The sequence below is a fragment of the Gimesia benthica genome, from assembly GCF_009720525.1.
Lineage (GTDB): Bacteria > Planctomycetota > Planctomycetia > Planctomycetales > Planctomycetaceae > Gimesia > Gimesia benthica.
On the sequence record NZ_CP043930.1, the window covers coordinates 3,435,922 to 3,453,030 of the forward strand.

At 55.0% G+C, this 17,109-nt stretch carries 11 protein-coding genes; 5 read left to right on the forward strand and 6 right to left on the reverse strand.

Annotation, left to right across the window (positions count from 1 at the left end; translation table 11 throughout):
• Window position 1 precedes the first annotated feature (1 nt).
• Window positions 2-1,156 (forward strand): type IV pilus twitching motility protein PilT, encoded by a 1,155-nt coding sequence (locus F1728_RS12985; RefSeq protein ID WP_145035742.1) that lies wholly within the window; start codon window positions 2-4, stop codon window positions 1,154-1,156.
• Between the two features lie 75 nt (window positions 1,157-1,231).
• On the opposite strand, the gene F1728_RS12990 is transcribed toward F1728_RS12985, so the two are convergent.
• The gene (locus F1728_RS12990) at window positions 1,232-2,158 is read right to left on the reverse strand and encodes an SMP-30/gluconolactonase/LRE family protein (RefSeq protein WP_155364459.1); all 927 of its coding nucleotides are present in this window, start codon (window positions 2,156-2,158) and stop codon (window positions 1,232-1,234) included.
• Between the two features lie 289 nt (window positions 2,159-2,447).
• Here F1728_RS12990 and F1728_RS12995 point away from each other — a divergent pair, with 289 nt between their 5' ends.
• Both F1728_RS12995 and F1728_RS13000 read left to right on the forward strand, forming a co-directional pair.
• On the forward strand, window positions 2,448-5,450 hold the full coding sequence (locus F1728_RS12995; protein ID WP_155364460.1) for a PVC-type heme-binding CxxCH protein: 3,003 nt from the start codon (window positions 2,448-2,450) through the stop codon (window positions 5,448-5,450).
• Between the two features lie 139 nt (window positions 5,451-5,589).
• Window positions 5,590-7,014, forward strand: coding sequence for a class II fumarate hydratase (locus F1728_RS13000; protein WP_155364461.1), 1,425 nt, complete (start codon window positions 5,590-5,592; stop codon window positions 7,012-7,014).
• Window positions 7,015-7,018: 4 nt separating this feature from the next.
• On the opposite strand, the gene F1728_RS13005 is transcribed toward F1728_RS13000, so the two are convergent.
• Window positions 7,019-7,732 carry a metallophosphoesterase family protein gene (locus tag F1728_RS13005; protein ID WP_149344860.1) on the reverse strand — a complete coding sequence of 238 codons (714 nt, stop codon included), beginning with the start codon at window positions 7,730-7,732 and terminating at the stop codon, window positions 7,019-7,021.
• A 368-nt stretch (window positions 7,733-8,100) separates the two neighbouring features.
• On the opposite strand from F1728_RS13005, the gene F1728_RS13010 reads away from it, so the two are divergent.
• Both F1728_RS13010 and rdgB read left to right on the forward strand, forming a co-directional pair.
• Window positions 8,101-9,171 (forward strand): hypothetical protein, encoded by a 1,071-nt coding sequence (locus F1728_RS13010; protein WP_155364462.1) that lies wholly within the window; start codon window positions 8,101-8,103, stop codon window positions 9,169-9,171.
• A 173-nt stretch (window positions 9,172-9,344) separates the two neighbouring features.
• Entirely contained in the window at window positions 9,345-9,965 is a 621-nt protein-coding gene (rdgB, locus tag F1728_RS13015) for an RdgB/HAM1 family non-canonical purine NTP pyrophosphatase (RefSeq protein WP_155364463.1), read from the forward strand.
• 43 nt (window positions 9,966-10,008) lie between these two features.
• On the opposite strand, the gene F1728_RS13020 is transcribed toward rdgB, so the two are convergent.
• From F1728_RS13020 to F1728_RS31640, 4 genes are all read right to left on the reverse strand, one after another.
• Window positions 10,009-10,668 carry a CvpA family protein gene (locus F1728_RS13020; protein ID WP_155364464.1) on the reverse strand — a complete coding sequence of 220 codons (660 nt, stop codon included), beginning with the start codon at window positions 10,666-10,668 and terminating at the stop codon, window positions 10,009-10,011.
• Between the two features lie 75 nt (window positions 10,669-10,743).
• Window positions 10,744-12,558, reverse strand: coding sequence for a GspE/PulE family protein (locus F1728_RS13025; protein ID WP_228030719.1), 1,815 nt, complete (start codon window positions 12,556-12,558; stop codon window positions 10,744-10,746).
• Window positions 12,559-13,045: 487 nt separating this feature from the next.
• Window positions 13,046-15,742, reverse strand: coding sequence for a PVC-type heme-binding CxxCH protein (locus F1728_RS13030; protein ID WP_228030721.1), 2,697 nt, complete (start codon window positions 15,740-15,742; stop codon window positions 13,046-13,048).
• Complete coding sequence (locus F1728_RS31640; RefSeq protein WP_228030723.1) at window positions 15,721-16,902, reverse strand: SGNH/GDSL hydrolase family protein; 1,182 nt, start codon at window positions 16,900-16,902, stop codon at window positions 15,721-15,723. Before F1728_RS31640 ends, F1728_RS13030 begins: the two co-directional genes overlap by 22 nt.
• Window positions 16,903-17,109: the final 207 nt, after the last annotated feature.

Below are 17,109 nucleotides of genomic sequence, written 5' to 3' on the forward strand. Positions count from 1 at the left end.
AATGGCGACAACCGTTCCTGCGAAAGCAAAAGAGATCTCCCCGATCACCGGGCGTGCTGAAAATGAAGTTGATAAAGTCTTCCGCCAGCTGATCAAGCACGGCGGTTCCGACTTGCACATGCAGGTTGGTAAAGCGCCCATCCTGCGTGTGAAGGGTACTCTCCGCGAACTGCAGATGGATCCGATCGACCGTGATCAGATGATGGCGTTGTTTGATCCAATGATGGATGAACGCAATAAGAAAATCTTCCACGACGAAGGGGGAGCCGACTTCTCCTACGTCGTCGAGCATGAAGGCGAAGCCTGGCGTTTCCGTGTGAACCTGTTTATTCAGCTCGGCTTTCCCGGCATGGTCTCCCGTAAAATTGAACGCTCGATTCCCAACTTCGAAGGGCTGTATCTGCCCCCCGTGATGGAGTCGCTGTGTAAGTTCGACCAGGGCATGGTTCTGCTGGCCGGGGTGACGGGTAGTGGTAAAAGTACGACGATCGCCTCCATGCTGAACTGGGTCAACGACCACTACCGCAAACACATCCTGACGATCGAAGACCCGATCGAATTCGTGTATACGCAGAATAAGTGTCTGATCAACCAGCGTGAAGTCGGGATCGATGTGAAGGACTTCGAAATCGCGATGAAACACGCCGTGCGTCAGGACCCCGACATCATGCTGGTGGGGGAAATGCGTGACATGGAAACATTCTCGACAGCGATCCACGCTGCGGAAACGGGGCACCTTGTCTTTGGAACAATTCACGCATCCAACGCTCCTTCCTGCATCGGTCGTATTCTCGACCTCTTCCCGCAGGACATGCACAAAGCACTCCGCGGCTCGCTGGCCTTCAACATGCGTGCCATCGTGGCCCAGAAACTTTTGAAAACCATCGTCGATAAACCGGGTCGTGTGCCGATTGTGGAAATCATGACCTTCAACCCGACCGTGCGTAAGCTGGTACTGGAAGAGCAGGACGAAAAGCTGGCCGCCGCCATCCGGATCGGTAAAGACGAAGGGATGCAGCAGTTCAACGACAGCCTCAAAGGCTTCATCGACCGCGAGTTCATCAGTCGTGCCGACGCGTTCGAAATTTCACCGAACGTGGAAGAGCTGAAGATGACCCTCAAAGGGATCGACGTCAAAGGCGCCGCGATTCTGTAATCGCTGGCCGCATCATAAATCAGACCAGACTACAGGGTGCTGTCTCACCAGGCAGCACCCTGTGTTGTTTTGGACTCAGCGGTACTGGCCACCCGGGACTTTCATTTTCAGGCTGTAAACCTTATTGGAACAGGTCAGCAGCAAAGTCTTGCCATCCACGCCGCCGAAGCTGACGTTCGAACAGAAGACAGGCACGGGAATCAGTCCCAGCGATTTCCCCTCAGGGCTCGCCACCCAGACACCGCCCCGCCCTGACAAATACAGATTCCCCTCGGCATCGATGCTCATCCCATCGGGCGAATCCTGACGTGCGGTCTCCGGCTTGAAAAAGACCTTGCCCTCACCAACAGTGCCGTCTTCCAGAATGGGGTAGCTCCGCCACAGTTTCTCATGACTGTCGCCGACATACAAAGTCTTGCCGTCATTCGACGCGATAATTCCGTTCGGCACCGGCATCTCGGTAATGATTTTCTTCACGGCACCATCGGTAGTCCTGACGTAGACAGCGCTCGTTTTCCGGTTCTTGAAATCCGGGTCGGTAAAATAGATATTTCCATTCGGAGTCTGACAGACATCATTGGGCTGATTCCATTTCGGGTTCGCGGCAATCACGGTTGTCTCACTCGGCCCCGATTCACCAAAGCCGTAGCTCATCACATGCTGACCGTAGGCCTGCGCTCCCAGCATGTTCCCCTCGTTGGAGAGATAGGTACCATTGATGCCTTTAGTTTTATCCAGCCAGATGCTCGCCTGCCCTTCCCCGTCCAGACGGAGGATCTTGGTGTCTTTGTCCACAAACGAAGTGAAGTACCACTTCTTCCCCACGGGATCCCAGACGGGGCCCTCAAAGAAGGCTTTCGCAGCATACTCTTCCTCTAACTCGGCCCCGGGAGCCACAGTCCGGGGGACCGGGTGCGCTTCTTTCGGCTCTGCTCCAGATAGTGGGAGCGTGTCACAGACGAGCAGGCACAACAGCAGTATCGATGTAACAGATTTCAGCATGGCAGCAGGTTCCTGGTGCGAATGATTTTCAAAAAAGAACAGACCGTGATTCAACAAACAGGGAGATTCGTCGTAATGAAAGTATGACGACCGGCGTTCCCCTGTGAGAATCAGAGAATCCCCGGGGAATCACCATGGTTTACTTGATTTTGGACTGTTCTCCCCTCAGACTGATAGTCAGATTCTGAATTTCCTTTAAAAATCCCGGAATCTTCTCACCTGAACTCCTGCCCTGTTCATTCCCTGTGAATCAGGATCCGCGAAATTTGTAATCAAAGGAACGGGAACAATGAAACTGCGATTGTTCTTACTGCTCACCATCCTCGCCTCCGGTTCTCTCTACGTCGTCAGCCAGGCGGCTCCTCCGACACCGCCACCCAATAATACGGGAGGCGAATTTTTCAGCCCCGCCGACTCGCTGAAACAGTTCACCGTTCCGGACGATCTCAAACTCGAACAGGTGCTGGCGGAACCGCTAGTCAAACAGCCGATCTTCCTCAACTTTGATGAACGGGGGCGGATGTGGGTCATCAACTATCTGCAGTACCCTTACCCTGAAGGGCTGCGAATCCTCAGTAAGGATAAACATCACCGGGCCGTCTACGACAAAGTCCCCCTGCCTCCCCCGCACGGCGACAAGGGAGACGACCAGATCACCATTCACGAAGATACCGACGGTGACGGCAAGTACGACAAACATTCCGTCTTCCTCGACGATTTGAACATCGCCTCTTCGTTCGTCAAAGGACGGGGCGGCGTCTGGGTATTGAACCCGCCTTACCTGCTGTTCTATCCGGATAAAAACAACGACGATGTACCGGACGGCGATCCCGTTGTGCACCTCGAAGGTTTCGGCCTGGAAGATACCCACTCGGTCGTCAACAGTCTCCGCTGGGGACCGGACGGCTGGCTCTATTCCTCTCAGGGGAGTACCGTCTCCGGTAAAGTGAAAAAGCCGGGACAGAAAGACAGCGAAGCCATCCAGACACTCGGCCAGTTGATCTGGCGTTATCATCCCGAAAAGAAAATCTACGAGATCTTCGCGGAAGGGGGCGGCAATGCGTTCGGCGTCGAGATTGACGATAAGGGACGTCTTTACTCCGGTCATAACGGCGGTAACACACGCGGCTTCCACTACACCCAGGGAAGCTACTACCAGAAAGGGTTCGGCAAGCACGGCCCCCTCTCGAATCCTTACGCCTTCGGCTACTTTCAGGCCATGAAGCACGCCAAGGTTCCCCGCTTCACGCACAACTTCATTATCTACGAAGCCGAGACACTGCCCCAAAAGTACTGGGGGCACCTGTTTGGCATCGAACCTCTGCAGGGCCGCGTGGTAGAAAGCGCAGTCACTGCCGACGGTTCATCCTACCAGACCGAAGACCTGCAACGTCCGGTCGCGACCACAGACAAACGCTTCCGCCCCGTCGACATTAAGCTCGGCCCGGACGGTGCGATCTATTTCTGCGATATGTACGAACATCAGATTGCCCACGGACAACATTACTCGGGGCAGGTCGAAAAAGGGGATGGCCGCATTTATCGGCTGACAGCGAAAGATGCCAAGCCGCTGGCCCCGTTTGACCTGGGCAAGAAGTCGTCTCAAGAACTGATCGCGGTGCTCGATCACCCCAACCGCTGGTTCCGTCAACAGGCACTGCGGCTGTTCGGCGACCGCAAGGATGCCTCGGTGATCCCCGCCTTGAAACAGAAGCTGTTCGAAACCGACGGCCAGTCTGCGCTGGAAGCACTCTGGGCGTTGAACCTCAGTGGCGGCTTTGATGAAGCGGTCGCAGCGAAGTCACTCAAACACGCAGATCCCTTCGTCCGGGCCTGGACGATTCGCCTGCTCTGCGATGACCACCGGGTCTCTCCCGAAATCGGACAACAGTTGATCGCCCTGGCACTGACCGAGCCTCACGTTCAGGTTCGCAGTCAGCTGGCCAGTTCATCGAAACGGCTTCCAGCCGATCCGGGACTGCCGATCGCCTTTAACCTGCTCACTCGCTCTGAAGATCTGGACGACGTGCATATCCCGCTGATCCTCTGGTGGTCGCTGGAAAAACGGGTCAATGAAGACCGGGACGCCCTGCTGGCTTATTTCGCCAAACCGGAAGTCTGGCAGTCGCCACTCGTGGAGAAATACATCCTGGAGCGGATCATGCGTCGCTTCGCTGCAACCGGCTCGCGTAACGATCTATTGGTCTGTGCGAAACTGCTCGAGCTGGCTCCCGAAAAATCACACGCCGAAATCCTGATGTCCGGCTTCGAAACCGCCATGAAGGGACGTTCCACAGCCAGCTTCCCCAAAGAACTGGTCGCCGCCATGTCGAAGTACGGCGGACAGTCGATCTCCCTGGGTCTGCGACAGGGTGACAAAGAGGCCATCCAGAAAGCGCTGAAGATCGTCGCGGATTCCAAAGCAGACAACCAGAAGCGACTCGACCTGATTCAGATCTTTGGTGAAGTCAAAGTTCCTGCCTGCGTCCCCGTGCTGCTGGATATCATTTCCAACTCAAGTGACCTGCAGATGCAGATCGCTGCCATCAGTGCCCTGCAGCAGTACCCGGATGACGCCATCGGCAAAACGGTAACCGCCCTCTATCCCAGCATGTCGGACGATCTGCGGAGTGCCGCCCAGACCCTGCTTACGATTCGGAAAGCATGGGCGAAGGATTTCCTGCAGGCCATTGATGCCGGCAAGATTAATAAGACAACAGTCCCCGTCGAAACCGCCCGCAAGATGACCGTCTTTAGCGATGATGACATCAGCAATCTGATCCAGAAGCACTTCGGCTCGATCGCGGGTGCGACAACCGAACAGATGCAGCAACAGATCGCAGCGCATCAGAAGATGCTGCTCGCCAGCCAGGCAGAGCCCGATCGCTACGCCGGTGAGAAACTCTTCCAGAAGCACTGTGGTAAATGCCATAAACTGTTCGGCGATGGCGGTGAGATCGGCCCCGACTTGACGTCCTTCAAACGGGACGACGTGGGCCGCATGCTGGTCAACATTGTCAATCCGTCCAATGAAATCCGGGAAGGTTTCGAAACGTATCTGGTTGTCACTGATGACGGACGGGTAGTGAACGGCTTCCTGGCGGACCAGGACAACAATGTGATCGTCATCCGCAGTGCGGACGGCCAGAGCATCACCGTTGAACGCGACAACATCGACGAAATGCTGCCGCAGAAAAAATCGCTGATGCCCGAGGGGCTGCTCGACAAGCTCTCGGATCAGGAAATTCAGGACCTGTTCAGCTACCTCCGCAGCTCCCAGCCGCTGCCGTAAGCAAATTCCCGCCCAGGTGGCGGGGCAATTGAGAAAACGGCACAACTTGCTAAAATTGAGGCCGGTGTTCTGCTGACAGATCACCGGCTTTTTTACATGAAGACAATATTTACACTCTCTTAGTGACAGGAAACAAACCATGTCGGGGTTTCGAACCGAACGTGATTCAATGGGCGAAGTGCAGGTTCCCGCAGAAGCGTATTATGGCGCACAGACGCAGCGGGCCGTTGAGAATTTTCAGATCTCCGGGAACACATTGCCCCCCAGCCTGATCCACGCCATGGGCAAGGTCAAGCTGGCCGCCGCACATGCGAATCGCGATCTGGGAAAACTCTCAGGCACGGGCAAGAATCCCCTCAATGACGAACAGATCAAGGCCCTGGTCTCAGCTGCCACCGAAGTCTTCGAAGGCAAATACGACGATCAGTTCCCGATCGACGTCTACCAGACCGGCTCGGGAACCTCGAGTAACATGAACGTCAACGAAGTGATCAGCAACCGGGCGATTGAAATTCTGGGGGAAGACCGCTTCGCCGCAGACAAATCCGTGCATCCCAACGATCATGTGAATATGGGACAGAGCACCAACGACACTTTCCCGACCGCCATTCACGTCGCTGTCGCGACCAGTATTCACGAACAACTGATCCCCGGTCTGGAAAAGATGGCTGCCAGCCTGAAAGAAAAAGCGAAAGCCTGGGACCAGATCATCAAGATCGGACGGACTCACCTGGCAGACGCCACACCTCTGCGACTCGGTCAGGAATTTGGCGGCTTCGCCCGTCAGCTGGAACTGAGTATCGGGCGAGCCAAACGAGCTGCGGAAGCAGTCTATGAACTGCCCGTCGGTGGAACGGCGGTTGGTTCCGGAATCAACACGCACCCCGAATTCGGCAAACGGGTCAGCGAAGAACTGGCGAAGCTGACTGGAATCGCTTTCGTCGAAGCTGTCGACCACTTCGAAGGCAACGCCCAGCGCGACGGTCTGGTTGAGTGCCACGCCGAACTGAAAACCATCGCCACCACTCTGTTCAACGTCTCCAACAACATTCGCTGGCTCGGCTCGGGTCCGCGCTGCGGATTCTATGAAGTCAAGATCCCCGACCTGCAACCGGGCAGCTCCATCATGCCGGGCAAGGTTAACCCGGTTATGTGCGAAAGCATGATGCAGGCCACCACCCGCGTGATCGGCAACGACCAGACCATCACCATGTCGGGAGCCGCCGGTGGCCAGTTCCAGTTGAATATCATGATGCCCGTCATGGGCTTCACGGCTCTGGAAAGCGTGCATCTGCTGGCGAACTCCTGCAACGAATTCGTGAAGCTCTGTCTGGAAAACATGGAAGCCAACGAAGAGGCCTGCAACGCGGCCGTGGAAAACAGCCTGTCGATGGTGACCAGCCTGAATCCACATATCGGCTACGAGAAAGCGTCTGCGCTCGCCAAGGAAGCGTTCAAGTCAGGCAAGACAATTCGCGAGCTCTGCACCGAGCAGGAAATCCTGCCCGCAGAGACTCTGAATGAAGCCCTTGACCCCATGAGCATGACCGAGCCTCAGGCTTAAGTGGTCACTCTTTCTGACTTGCTTCTGCAGTCATTCGTCCATTCCGGAGAACGCTGGCGCCCAGCTCCAGTGATTCTCCGGAAAGGCCGGCTGCTTCCATCTGACGAATCGCGGCCTCGATATCATATTCCTGCCGCTTGAGAGTTACCTGCCCGTCCTCTATGATCGCATAGGAACAACGCGGGTCCCCGTCGCGAGGCTGTCCCACGCTGCCCGGGTTGATCACCTGCTTGTCTCCCAGGTCGAGATGGAACGGAAGATGGGTATGTCCCACGCAGACAAAGTTCGCATTGATTCCCTGCAGACGTGACCTCCAGCCCGCTTCGTTTTCACCCAGATATTCATCCAGGGGATCGCGGGGGGTTCCGTGTACCAGGTAGAAGGTCACCCCTTCAATTGTGATCTGCTGTGAGATCGGCAGCCGCGCCAGGTATTTCATACGTACCCGATCCAGCAGGTCCCAGTGCAGCGGGCGCGTGAAACAGGCCAGCTTTCGAAATCCGGTCGAACCCTTGGCTTCCACTCGTTGGGCGACGGCGTGATCGTGGTTCCCCCGCACACAGGCGGTCGCATGCTGCTTCACCCATTCGATGCACGGCACCGGGTCGGTGCCATAGTCCACAAGATCGCCGATACAGAGACAATAATCGAATTCTTCCTGAAGCGAAGACAGAGCCGCCCAGTTGGAATGAATGTCCGAAATCACGAGTACACGCATGTCTGCTTTCCTGCTAAGACGCCGCCACAGTGAGGCTCTGTGCCCCTTACCCTCTACCTTATCTTATTATCTTGTTTACACTTAGATTATATGTCTCTTCGAGCAGGCAGGGGAATCTTTTTCTGACTTTGTGAGTGAAATCCCGCTGATTCTCTCAAGAACCAGCCCCCTGAAAGACGAGAGAAATCAGCTCTGGACTCAATTTTGCAGAACTGCTAGACTCCCCCGCACATGTCTGAGTCATCTCAACATCTTCACGACCAAAGTCTGTAACACGGGTACCGATTCGCGCTCAGGATGCAGTGGAATCTCCGCCCGCTAGCCTTAAAATTCCAACCGGTTCGGACGCTTTCAGAAGGGATACTGATATGCGGACCACGCAACTGCTTTGCAAAAGCCTGATCATTTTACTCACCGCCATTGTCTGTTCGACAGCCATCATGCCGGAAGCGCACGCCCGGATTGAAGCTGAGAAAGGCAAGAAGTACAAGCTCACCAAACGGCACGGGCCCTGGATGATCATGGTCGCCAGCCTGCGTGATATTCCTGAGAGCAGGCGTTCCAAAGGTTTGTCCGCCCAGGAAGCAGCCGACGAACTGGTCTTCGAACTGCGTAAACGGGGCATTCCCGCTTATACCTTCAGCCAGGAAGCCGTTATTCAGCGTTTCAATACACTGGATCGTCTCGGCCGGGAAGAACGCCGCAGCTACGCTGCCCAGAGAGCAATGATCTCCGTGATCGCTGGTAACTATTCCGACAGCGAAGACGATGTCGCTCAGAAAACTCTGAAGTACATCAAGAACTTCCATCCTAAAGTCATCACCGAAAACGGCGTTTATAAAAAGACTCCCGGCCAGCCCGGACCGTTAAGCGGTGCGTTCCTCACGATCAATCCGCTGCTCTCTCCACAGGAAGTTGCGCAGCGGAAACAGGATCCACTGATCGCCAAACTGAACTCAGGTATCGAATACTCGCTGCTGAAGAATCAGGGTAAATATTCGCTGGTCGTAGCTTCGTTCTACGGAAACTCCGTCACCCAGACCGCGACTTCCCGCTTTCAAAATGCGAACGAAACTTTGAAAGTCAGCAACGCCCTGGACCGGGCTGCTGAAAATGCCTGGTCACTGGCCAAAGCATTACGTAACGCGAAAAGTTATAACTTCCCTGCGGGTGCCCCGCGGAATATCGATGCCTACGTTTTACACGAAAAGTACCGTTCCATTGTGACCGTCGGTTCGTTTGACTCTGCCGATGATCCCCGGATCAAGGAATACGCCAAACTCTTCGGCTCTAAAATGAAGCCGCACCCGGAAACCGGTGTGGAGACCATGACCGCGGAATACTTCGTGATTCCCGGCAGCACCCCCTCTGCACCTCCATCAGCTTCCTGGGTCTTCGATCCCAAACCGATGCTGATGCAGAATCCCAAGTCCCGCTAATAACACCGCGGACAATCGATTCATTCTGTTGCCTTCCCTCTGTCCGTCAGGCCTGCTAAAGTGCCAGACATCGGGAAGGCTTCTTTTTTGCGCAGAGGTTCCCAGGAACCGCAGGCAGAATGAGCCGGACAACGTTTTCTTCTTCCGTTTCAGCAGTGAAATCCAGCTCATTCATGTCTCACTACCCACGCATCGTGCTCGCCAGTCGTAACCAGAAAAAAGCAGGCGAAATCGCCGAGCTGCTTAAACCACACGGCATCGAAGTTCAGAGTGTCGCCGACTTCCCCCAGGCAAAAGAGGTCGTTGAAGACGGCCAGTCCTTCGCAGAGAACGCTGCCAAGAAAGCTTACGAGACGGCACAGGCAATCTCTGAATGGACCATCGGCGAAGACAGTGGCCTGATGATCGACGCGTTAGACGGAGCTCCCGGAATCTATTCGGCCCGCTACAGTGGTGAGAATGCGACCGACGAAAAAAACAACGCTAAAATGCTGGAGGAACTCAAAGACGTTCCCCTGCCAGAACGGACCGCCGCCTACATCTGTAACGTGGCCCTCTCCAATCCGCAGGGGGAGATCTGCCTGCAGGTCGAAGCCCGTTGTCGGGGACGAATGACGGACGAAGCACGCGGCGAGAACGGCTTCGGCTATGATCCTTATTTCGAGATCATCGAGCTGCACAAAACGTTCGGCGAGCTGGCCCCTATCGTCAAGCAACACCTCAGCCACCGTGCAAGAGCCTTTGAACGCTTCATCCCGCAGCTGGTCGACCTCTTCCACGAGCTGGATGATTAAGACCCTGCACCGTTCAGATCACGCCCAGCCCGTAAGCCTCCGGCTAGAACGAGCGATCTGCTTTGTCTTTGGAGACCGGCGGTGGCGCAACAGCCCCTGTCCCACTGGCCCGGCGTGAAGCGTAGCGAATCGGAAATGAAGGCCAGACCCGATTCTGATGATTCGGCAGCGGGTACTCGGGACCATCGAAGATGTGCCCCAGGGCACCGTTCCGCATCGATTTCTCAGACACGTACTGCGTGAAACCCAGCCACTGGCGGTCGGGGGCAACCACTCCAAACAGGTTCTGACGTTCTGGAGTAAAACCGATAAATTCTCGCGGCAATGCCGTAGTATGCAGGGCAGTCAACAGGAACGCCATCGTGATGTAACCGGTGAGTGCAGCAAAACCCCAGCGACCAATCTCGTGCACCAGGGGATGGACCTGCATGTACGCGGGCGCAATCCGTACGGTCACCTCGCGGAACAGAAAGACGAAACCGACAAACAACCCAATCAGCGCAATACTGTCCCACCGCTGCTGCCAGGCACCAGAGCCAATCACATTGCCGGACATGAACGTGGCCAGCGGTTCAAAGAAATTCATTGCCAGCAGCCCGGATAACAGCACGGAGACAAAAATGAAACCCGCTCCCCAGGCGCCTTCGCTGGCAACACACCAGGTTACAATTCCCAGAATCGCCAGCAAGAGAATATCAATCATGGTTATAAATCCAAACTGAACTGAATCGCGTTTCAACGGGTTCTCAACCCGGAATCAACCTCTGCCCGTCGAAGATCACTTCACGACACGCAGTAATTCATCAATCGAGGTAATGCCTTTGACTACCAGCCGCAGGCCTTCTTCTTTCATATACAGCATCCCGTTCTTACGGGCCTGTGCTTTCAACTGGGACATGCCGGCGTCGTCGCGAATCATATCCCGCATCCGCTCATTGAATTCCAGCAGCTCCACCACGCTGATACGTCCGAAGTAGCCCAGTCCACCGCAGGTCGGACAGACAATCTCCGGATTTTTCGGCTGACGATAAAAACTTTTCACCTTGTCCGGCGGCAGATTTGCCTTTTTCAGGAACTCCGGATTGGGCTGATACGCCTCTTTACAGTCCGGACACAGACGTCGCGCCAGACGCTGAGCCAACAGTGCCGACAGCGAACTGGCCAGCATGAACGGCTCGACTTCCAGGTCGATCAGACGGTACAAAGCAGTAAAGGTATCGTTGGCGTGAACCGTGGAGAACACCATGTGACCGGTATTCGCGGCCTGACAGGCAATCCGCGCGGTTTCGGCATCTCGAATTTCGCCGATCATGACCACGTCCGGGTCCTGACGCAGAATACTCCGCAGCGACTCGGCAAAGGTCTGGCCGGCTTTCTGGTTGATTTCAATCTGCGAAACATTCTCAATCCGGTACTCCACCGGATCTTCAATCGTAATGATATTTCGCTGGTAAGGGTCAATTTCGTGCAAAGCGGCATACAGGGTCGTCGATTTACCGGCACCGGTAGGACCACAGCAGAGGAACAGGCCGTGCGGCTGCTTGACAATTGAGCTCATCTTGTCGACGATCTGTTTCCGCAGCCCCAGTTCCGAAAGTGAAGCGATCGAGTTCGTCTGGTCCAGAATACGCAGACTCATCTTTTCGCCGTAACGGGTCCCCTGGCTGGCAAGACGAAAATCGATCTCCCGGTCCGGCATGATCGCACGGAAACTACCATCCTGGGGACGACGTTTCTCCGTGATGTCCATGGCACCAAGCACTTTGAAAATATTCAGCACCGCTTCGCCGATCGAACGGTCAAAGCCTTCGGTGGGATACATCACCCCGTCGATACGCAGGCGAACGCCGTATTCATCCTCTTTCGGCTCCAGGTGCACGTCGGTGGCGCGACGCATGATCGCATCGTGAATCAGCTCTTTCGCTGCCAGGAACCCACGCGAATTTTCCACCCGACGCGAACTGCTGGGATCGTCACCCCGCCCCGTCGCTGATTTCCCGATGAAACGGATATCGGGCCCCATCGCGGCTTCCTGTGTCTTCTTGCCCCCCACGCGGATTCCCATCCGTGCCAGGTAACGCAAAGTCAGTTTCTGAATATGATCGGGCGTCATCACCTTGCTGGAAGCGGGCACTTTGGCGTTCCGCTCATTGATATAGAACCCCAGCGGCGCCGCATAGGCGGCTGCCAGGACCAGAAAACCGACAATGAAATTCGGCATGCAGAACACCAGCAGAAATCCGAGCGCACCAGCTACCAGAATCAGCGAACTCCAGAATTCCGTGTTGCACTTCAACGCCCTGCTGTCATCGTCCACCCAGTAAGATGTTTTTGCCCACAGCAGAAACAGCAGGCAGACGAACAGCATCTTCCAGAAGTTAAAATAGAAACCCTGAGAGGAGGTCGCAGGCCCGTTGCCCCTGAAGAACCGGATCGGCACCGGGGGGTACTTTCCCACCTGCCCTGTATTCGCAGGTGTCCGCGCTGCAGAATCGTTCCCGTTATCGCCCTCGACAACGGGTTGAGCCTGCAGCTCTGCCGAGACGCATAAGACGCTCAACAGAATCAATAAATATGCCCAGAAAGATTTCACGCTGCTGCACCTCAAAACCGGGACTGATCCTGCGACAGGAAAGGCCCGAATATCTGGCCTGAAATAATGCTAAAATGAGATACGATAGGGACTTGAATTTAGTCAAAAAGTAATGCGGAAGGAACAACATTCTCCACTTTTTAACAGTGAGATCCGTTTTTTCCCTGCTTTACCGTCAGATGTGCCTGTTTTTCGCCTCCATGCAATACAAGTATATACCACACATAGTAACGGCAGTCACCCGAAAAAGAAAAGGTAAAAACAGGATGCACAGCGCCCAAATTCTACAAACTCAGACAATCAGTGGAACGATCTTTCGCTAAGCGACCCTTTCTCGCGAACGAATCGACCAGACAGCCGGTTCATCGCAATCTTCATAAAACCCGTCAATCCAATAAAAACCCCTGATCTGAAGACCCAGATCAGGGGAGAAATCATCTAATTATATTGAGCACCACAGCGGCAGAAAAGTTCCGCCTTTTCAGCCTTATCGACCGAAAATTGCGCCTTGGTGCAGGTGGAGCGTCCCTTCCCCTTCCAGGCCCACGCGGACGAATTTCGCACGCGTCCCTTCGGGCAGCTCGATGGTCCACTCGGGCTGCACTTTTTCAGCCGTCCAGACCTTCTCGAAATTCGTCCCGTCAGAAGAGATCCACACCGTCAGACCTGCGGCCCGCTCCTGCAGTCCCTTCCGATTCTTCAACCAGATCGCACGGATTTCAGAATAATCCTTCAGCCGAATCGTGACATAAGGCGACTCGGAATCCAGATCGGAATGGAACGCGAAATCAAACCGCTCCGCAGGAACGTCGGTCAGAAACAGATACGCGTCCTTGTTCCAGGTCTTGTTCCCGAACTTACCGCCAAACTTGAGAGCAGCATCGCGGGAGATCTCCTTGAAGCCGTTCTTCTTCCGCAGCTTGACCGTTTTCTGCTTCGCACTGATCCAGCCCTCCTGATCCTCTACTGCGGCGATCTGCCGCTGCCGGGAAAGATAGGCCACCAGGTCCAGAAACTCGATCGGGGCAATCGTCTTGATCAATCCTTCGGGCATCGAACTCGACTTCATCGGCTTACGCAGTTCGATGTCGTCTTTGAGAATGTCGATCTTCTTCCCCTTCGCCAGACCGAGCGAAATCATTTTCTCGTCTTCGGCCAGGATGAAGCCGGTATGCACTTCACCTTCGATCGTCACAATCGCGACTGTCTCGAAACCTTTGGAGATTTTATCATTGGGCATCAGGATCGAAGTCATCATTTCGATTTTGTTCACCCGCTGACCAATGTCGCTCAGGTCCGGACCGAACTTCTTGCCAAGGTCGCCCACCATATGACAGGCAGAGCAGACCTGCTTGAATACACCTTCGCCCCGCTCGTAATTACCGCCACTCATTTTGGCCAGTTCACGAATCGCAGCTTTACGTTTGCTTTCCGAGGCTTCCTCGGAACCGGCAATCTCCAGCGGTTTCACAGCCGCCCCACCCGGTCCGGTCATCTTTTTATAACGGTCGAGGTATTTCTTCGCGGCCGTGGATGAACCCTCCAGGAAATCGGGCTTCGATTCCGCTACTTCCCAGGCCGGCTTCAACGCATGCAGCGTGTGTTCCAGCGTGTAATCGACCCAGTAGTCCATCTCATGATTGGCAGCCTGCAGTGCCAGTTGAGTCGCTTCCACGGTTCCGAAGAAGCTCAGACCACGGACGGCTTCCAGTCGTACCCGCGGGTTCGGGTCGTTAACGGCTTTCGCCAGGTATTCTTTCAACTGCGGCTGACGATCCTTTTCATTGACCAGCGTATGAATCGCGGCAGCACGTGCCTGGTAGACATCGCTCGCCAGAATCCGATCGACCAGCTTGGTATCCACGGCCCGGAAGCTCTCCTGCAGCCACATCGCTTCGCAGAGCTGCTTCGGATCATCCACACCTTCAACCCACTTGTTCACAGCCGCCAGGACCTGGTCCCGATCCCGGTCCCACAATTCGCGACGGGCACGATAACGGGTCCTCAGTTCGTAGGCGTTCAACTGCTCCAGCAGTTCTTCAATCGACTTGTCGGCCTGTGTCACTGGCTTGAGCAGCGGTTTCTTTGTATTGACCAGACGATAAACGCGGCCATGTTTGTGATCGCGGTTGGGGTCACGCTGTGAGTACTGCATGTGACCAATCAACGCGTTACACCAGTCACCAAACCAGACCGCGCCATCAGGACCGATCTTCGGATCGACGGGACGGAAAATCATGTCGGTCGAAGACAGCAGGTCTTCCACACGTTCCCCTTCGAAACCGGAACCATCTTTCTGATCACGAAGATTGAATCGCGGCATACCATGCATGTTGATCACACAGGCGTAGATAAACTGGCCCTGCACGTCTTCAGGCAGATGGCGCGAAATCAGGAATTCGTTCCCCACCGCGGGACGCATTCCCTGGTTATCGAAGTTGGGTTCCAGCGTACGCCGCGTGTTGACTTCCAGACCGGAAAGCGGACTCGTCCAGTGCTGCTTGGCGTTGGTTCCATCACCAACCATCCCGTTACCCCACTGATCGAACACCAGGCACCACGGGTTTCCGTAGCCAGGCGTGCGGAAGTGACGGAATTTCAGCGATCGAGGATCCAACGTATAACAGCCTGCGGTGTCCTTGTTGCGGAATGCGCCGTAGGGTGTTTCCAGCGTTGTCGACAGCGAAACCCCTTCCAGCATGTGTAACAGACCGCCGTTCGAATACTCCCAGGCACCCACCGTATGGTGCGTGTCATCGGTCGCGATCCCGTCGACAATCTGCTGGACCACATCGGCCTTGTCGTCGCCATCGGTGTCTTTCAGGAACAGGATCCGCGGCTCATCAACCACCAGTACGCCGCCGTTCCAGAATTCAAATCCGGTCGGGCAGATCAGTTTGTCGTAGAACGTAATACAATTATCGGCTTTACCGTCGCCGTTGGTATCTTCAAAAATCAGCAGGCGGTCGCTGGGTCTCCCTGCACCGGGCATCCACTGCGGATAGTTCGCCATGCAGGAAACCCACAGACGGCCCTTGTTATCGAAGGCAATCTGGTTCGGATTCGCCAGTTCGGGATACTCCCGCTCGGACGCGAACAGCTCGACCTTGAACCCTTCGGGAACAGTCATCATCTCGATCGACTCTTCCGGCGTCGGATACTTCAGCTCTTTCGGCTCGCGCATTTCGCGGAAGCGTTCATCGCGGCTGCCGAACATCGTTTCGGGAATGAATACTTCACCCGTCTTCGAATCGTCCGGCTGATCGGGTACTTCGCCCCCGCAGCCATCTCCCAGATATAGCGGTCACGCACGGCGACCATCTTCCGAATCTTCTGATATTCGCCCGGGAAGGTTTCCATGTCCCAGGTACGGCGGCCCCCATAGACATACCAGCCATTCAGCATCCGGTAGTCCTGTGCGTGGAACCACGATTTGTCATTCACCCACTTGAGGATCTCATTGAACTTCGACGTCCCCATCCCCAGCGGATGCTCTGACACGAACAGGCTGCCGTCCAGCAGCTGACCAATGACCCGGTAACCCTGCTCATTCGCATGCGCTCCGTTAACCGTATACTGGTTACCCGGCTTGGCACCAAATTTGGCTTTCGTTTCCGTAAACAGATCGACGAAACGGTGACCGTCTTCTTCCGCCAGCTCTTTGATGGCAGCCGTATAAGCGGCCAGGTTCTTGTTCTCTTCTTCTCCGGAAGGCTGCAGCGGATCGCCCGTCGATTCAAAGGCAATCGGGCTGATCAGTACAAACCGCGGCTGTTTGCCATCTTTGGTGAAACGCTTGGTCTGTTCGGCGATGTAGTTCCGGTAGTTCTGCTTGAAGGCGTCCAGGCTCTCTTTCGAGTCCCCGGCGAACGACTCATTGAAACCGAAAAAACAGAAAAACGTTTCCGGTCCGAAGACTTCCAGTGGATCATCGATCGTGGTGTAGTTACTCGGACGCTGCTGAATCCCCACTTCATCCGCAGGCCAGCCGAAATTCCGGAAGATGATTTCCTTCTCGGGGTACCGGGTCTGCATCAGGGTCTCGAACTGCCCGAACAGGTTCATCCGTTCTGCCAACGAGTTTCCGACCGCCACGATGCGTTCGTTTTTCTTGAGTTCAAAAGGTTTGTCGGCCCTTACTGTCGAATGCAGATTGCACAGAATCAGAGCGGCAATTACCAGACAAAGTCGCATTCCATCTTCCTTTTCAGTTTGATTAGCTTCGTGGGGAGTGGTACCGTTTTTACTACGATACGAGGCGGGAAATCGTTTCCGATATTTCAGAAACTTTGTAGTAGAGCGAGTACGCCAGACGCGGAGCGGTGGTCGCCCGCGTCTCAACATCCAGGCGTTTTCTCCCACAATAGCGAGCCCTGCAGGGGACCGTCAATTGAGTCTCTGCCCTTGTTCTAATCTGAAACCCAGAAACGAGTTGGGGCCGATTATACTCCCCTGAACCCCCTGGTCTGTCATTCATCTCTACTAACATCCTGTAATCAAGATACTTATGTCATATATATACAAACTTAAGAAAATCGGTCGTCTCGCCGG

Excerpts from the sequence above, each read along its gene's own strand:
- F1728_RS12985 (WP_145035742.1), top strand. The coding sequence starts at position 2 with ATGGCGACAACCGTTCCTGCGAAAGCAAAAGAGATCTCCCCGATCACC.
- F1728_RS12990 (WP_155364459.1), bottom strand. The coding sequence starts at position 2,158 with ATGCTGAAATCTGTTACATCGATACTGCTGTTGTGCCTGCTCGTCTGT.
- F1728_RS12995 (WP_155364460.1), top strand. The coding sequence starts at position 2,448 with ATGAAACTGCGATTGTTCTTACTGCTCACCATCCTCGCCTCCGGTTCT.
- F1728_RS13000 (WP_155364461.1), top strand. The coding sequence starts at position 5,590 with ATGTCGGGGTTTCGAACCGAACGTGATTCAATGGGCGAAGTGCAGGTT.
- F1728_RS13005 (WP_149344860.1), bottom strand. The coding sequence starts at position 7,732 with ATGCGTGTACTCGTGATTTCGGACATTCATTCCAACTGGGCGGCTCTG.
- F1728_RS13010 (WP_155364462.1), top strand. The coding sequence starts at position 8,101 with ATGCGGACCACGCAACTGCTTTGCAAAAGCCTGATCATTTTACTCACC.
- rdgB (WP_155364463.1), top strand. The coding sequence starts at position 9,345 with ATGTCTCACTACCCACGCATCGTGCTCGCCAGTCGTAACCAGAAAAAA.
- F1728_RS13020 (WP_155364464.1), bottom strand. The coding sequence starts at position 10,668 with ATGATTGATATTCTCTTGCTGGCGATTCTGGGAATTGTAACCTGGTGT.
- F1728_RS13030 (WP_228030721.1), bottom strand. The coding sequence starts at position 15,742 with ATGCGCGAGCCGAAAGAGCTGAAGTATCCGACGCCGGAAGAGTCGATC.
- F1728_RS31640 (WP_228030723.1), bottom strand. The coding sequence starts at position 16,902 with ATGTTGAGACGCGGGCGACCACCGCTCCGCGTCTGGCGTACTCGCTCT.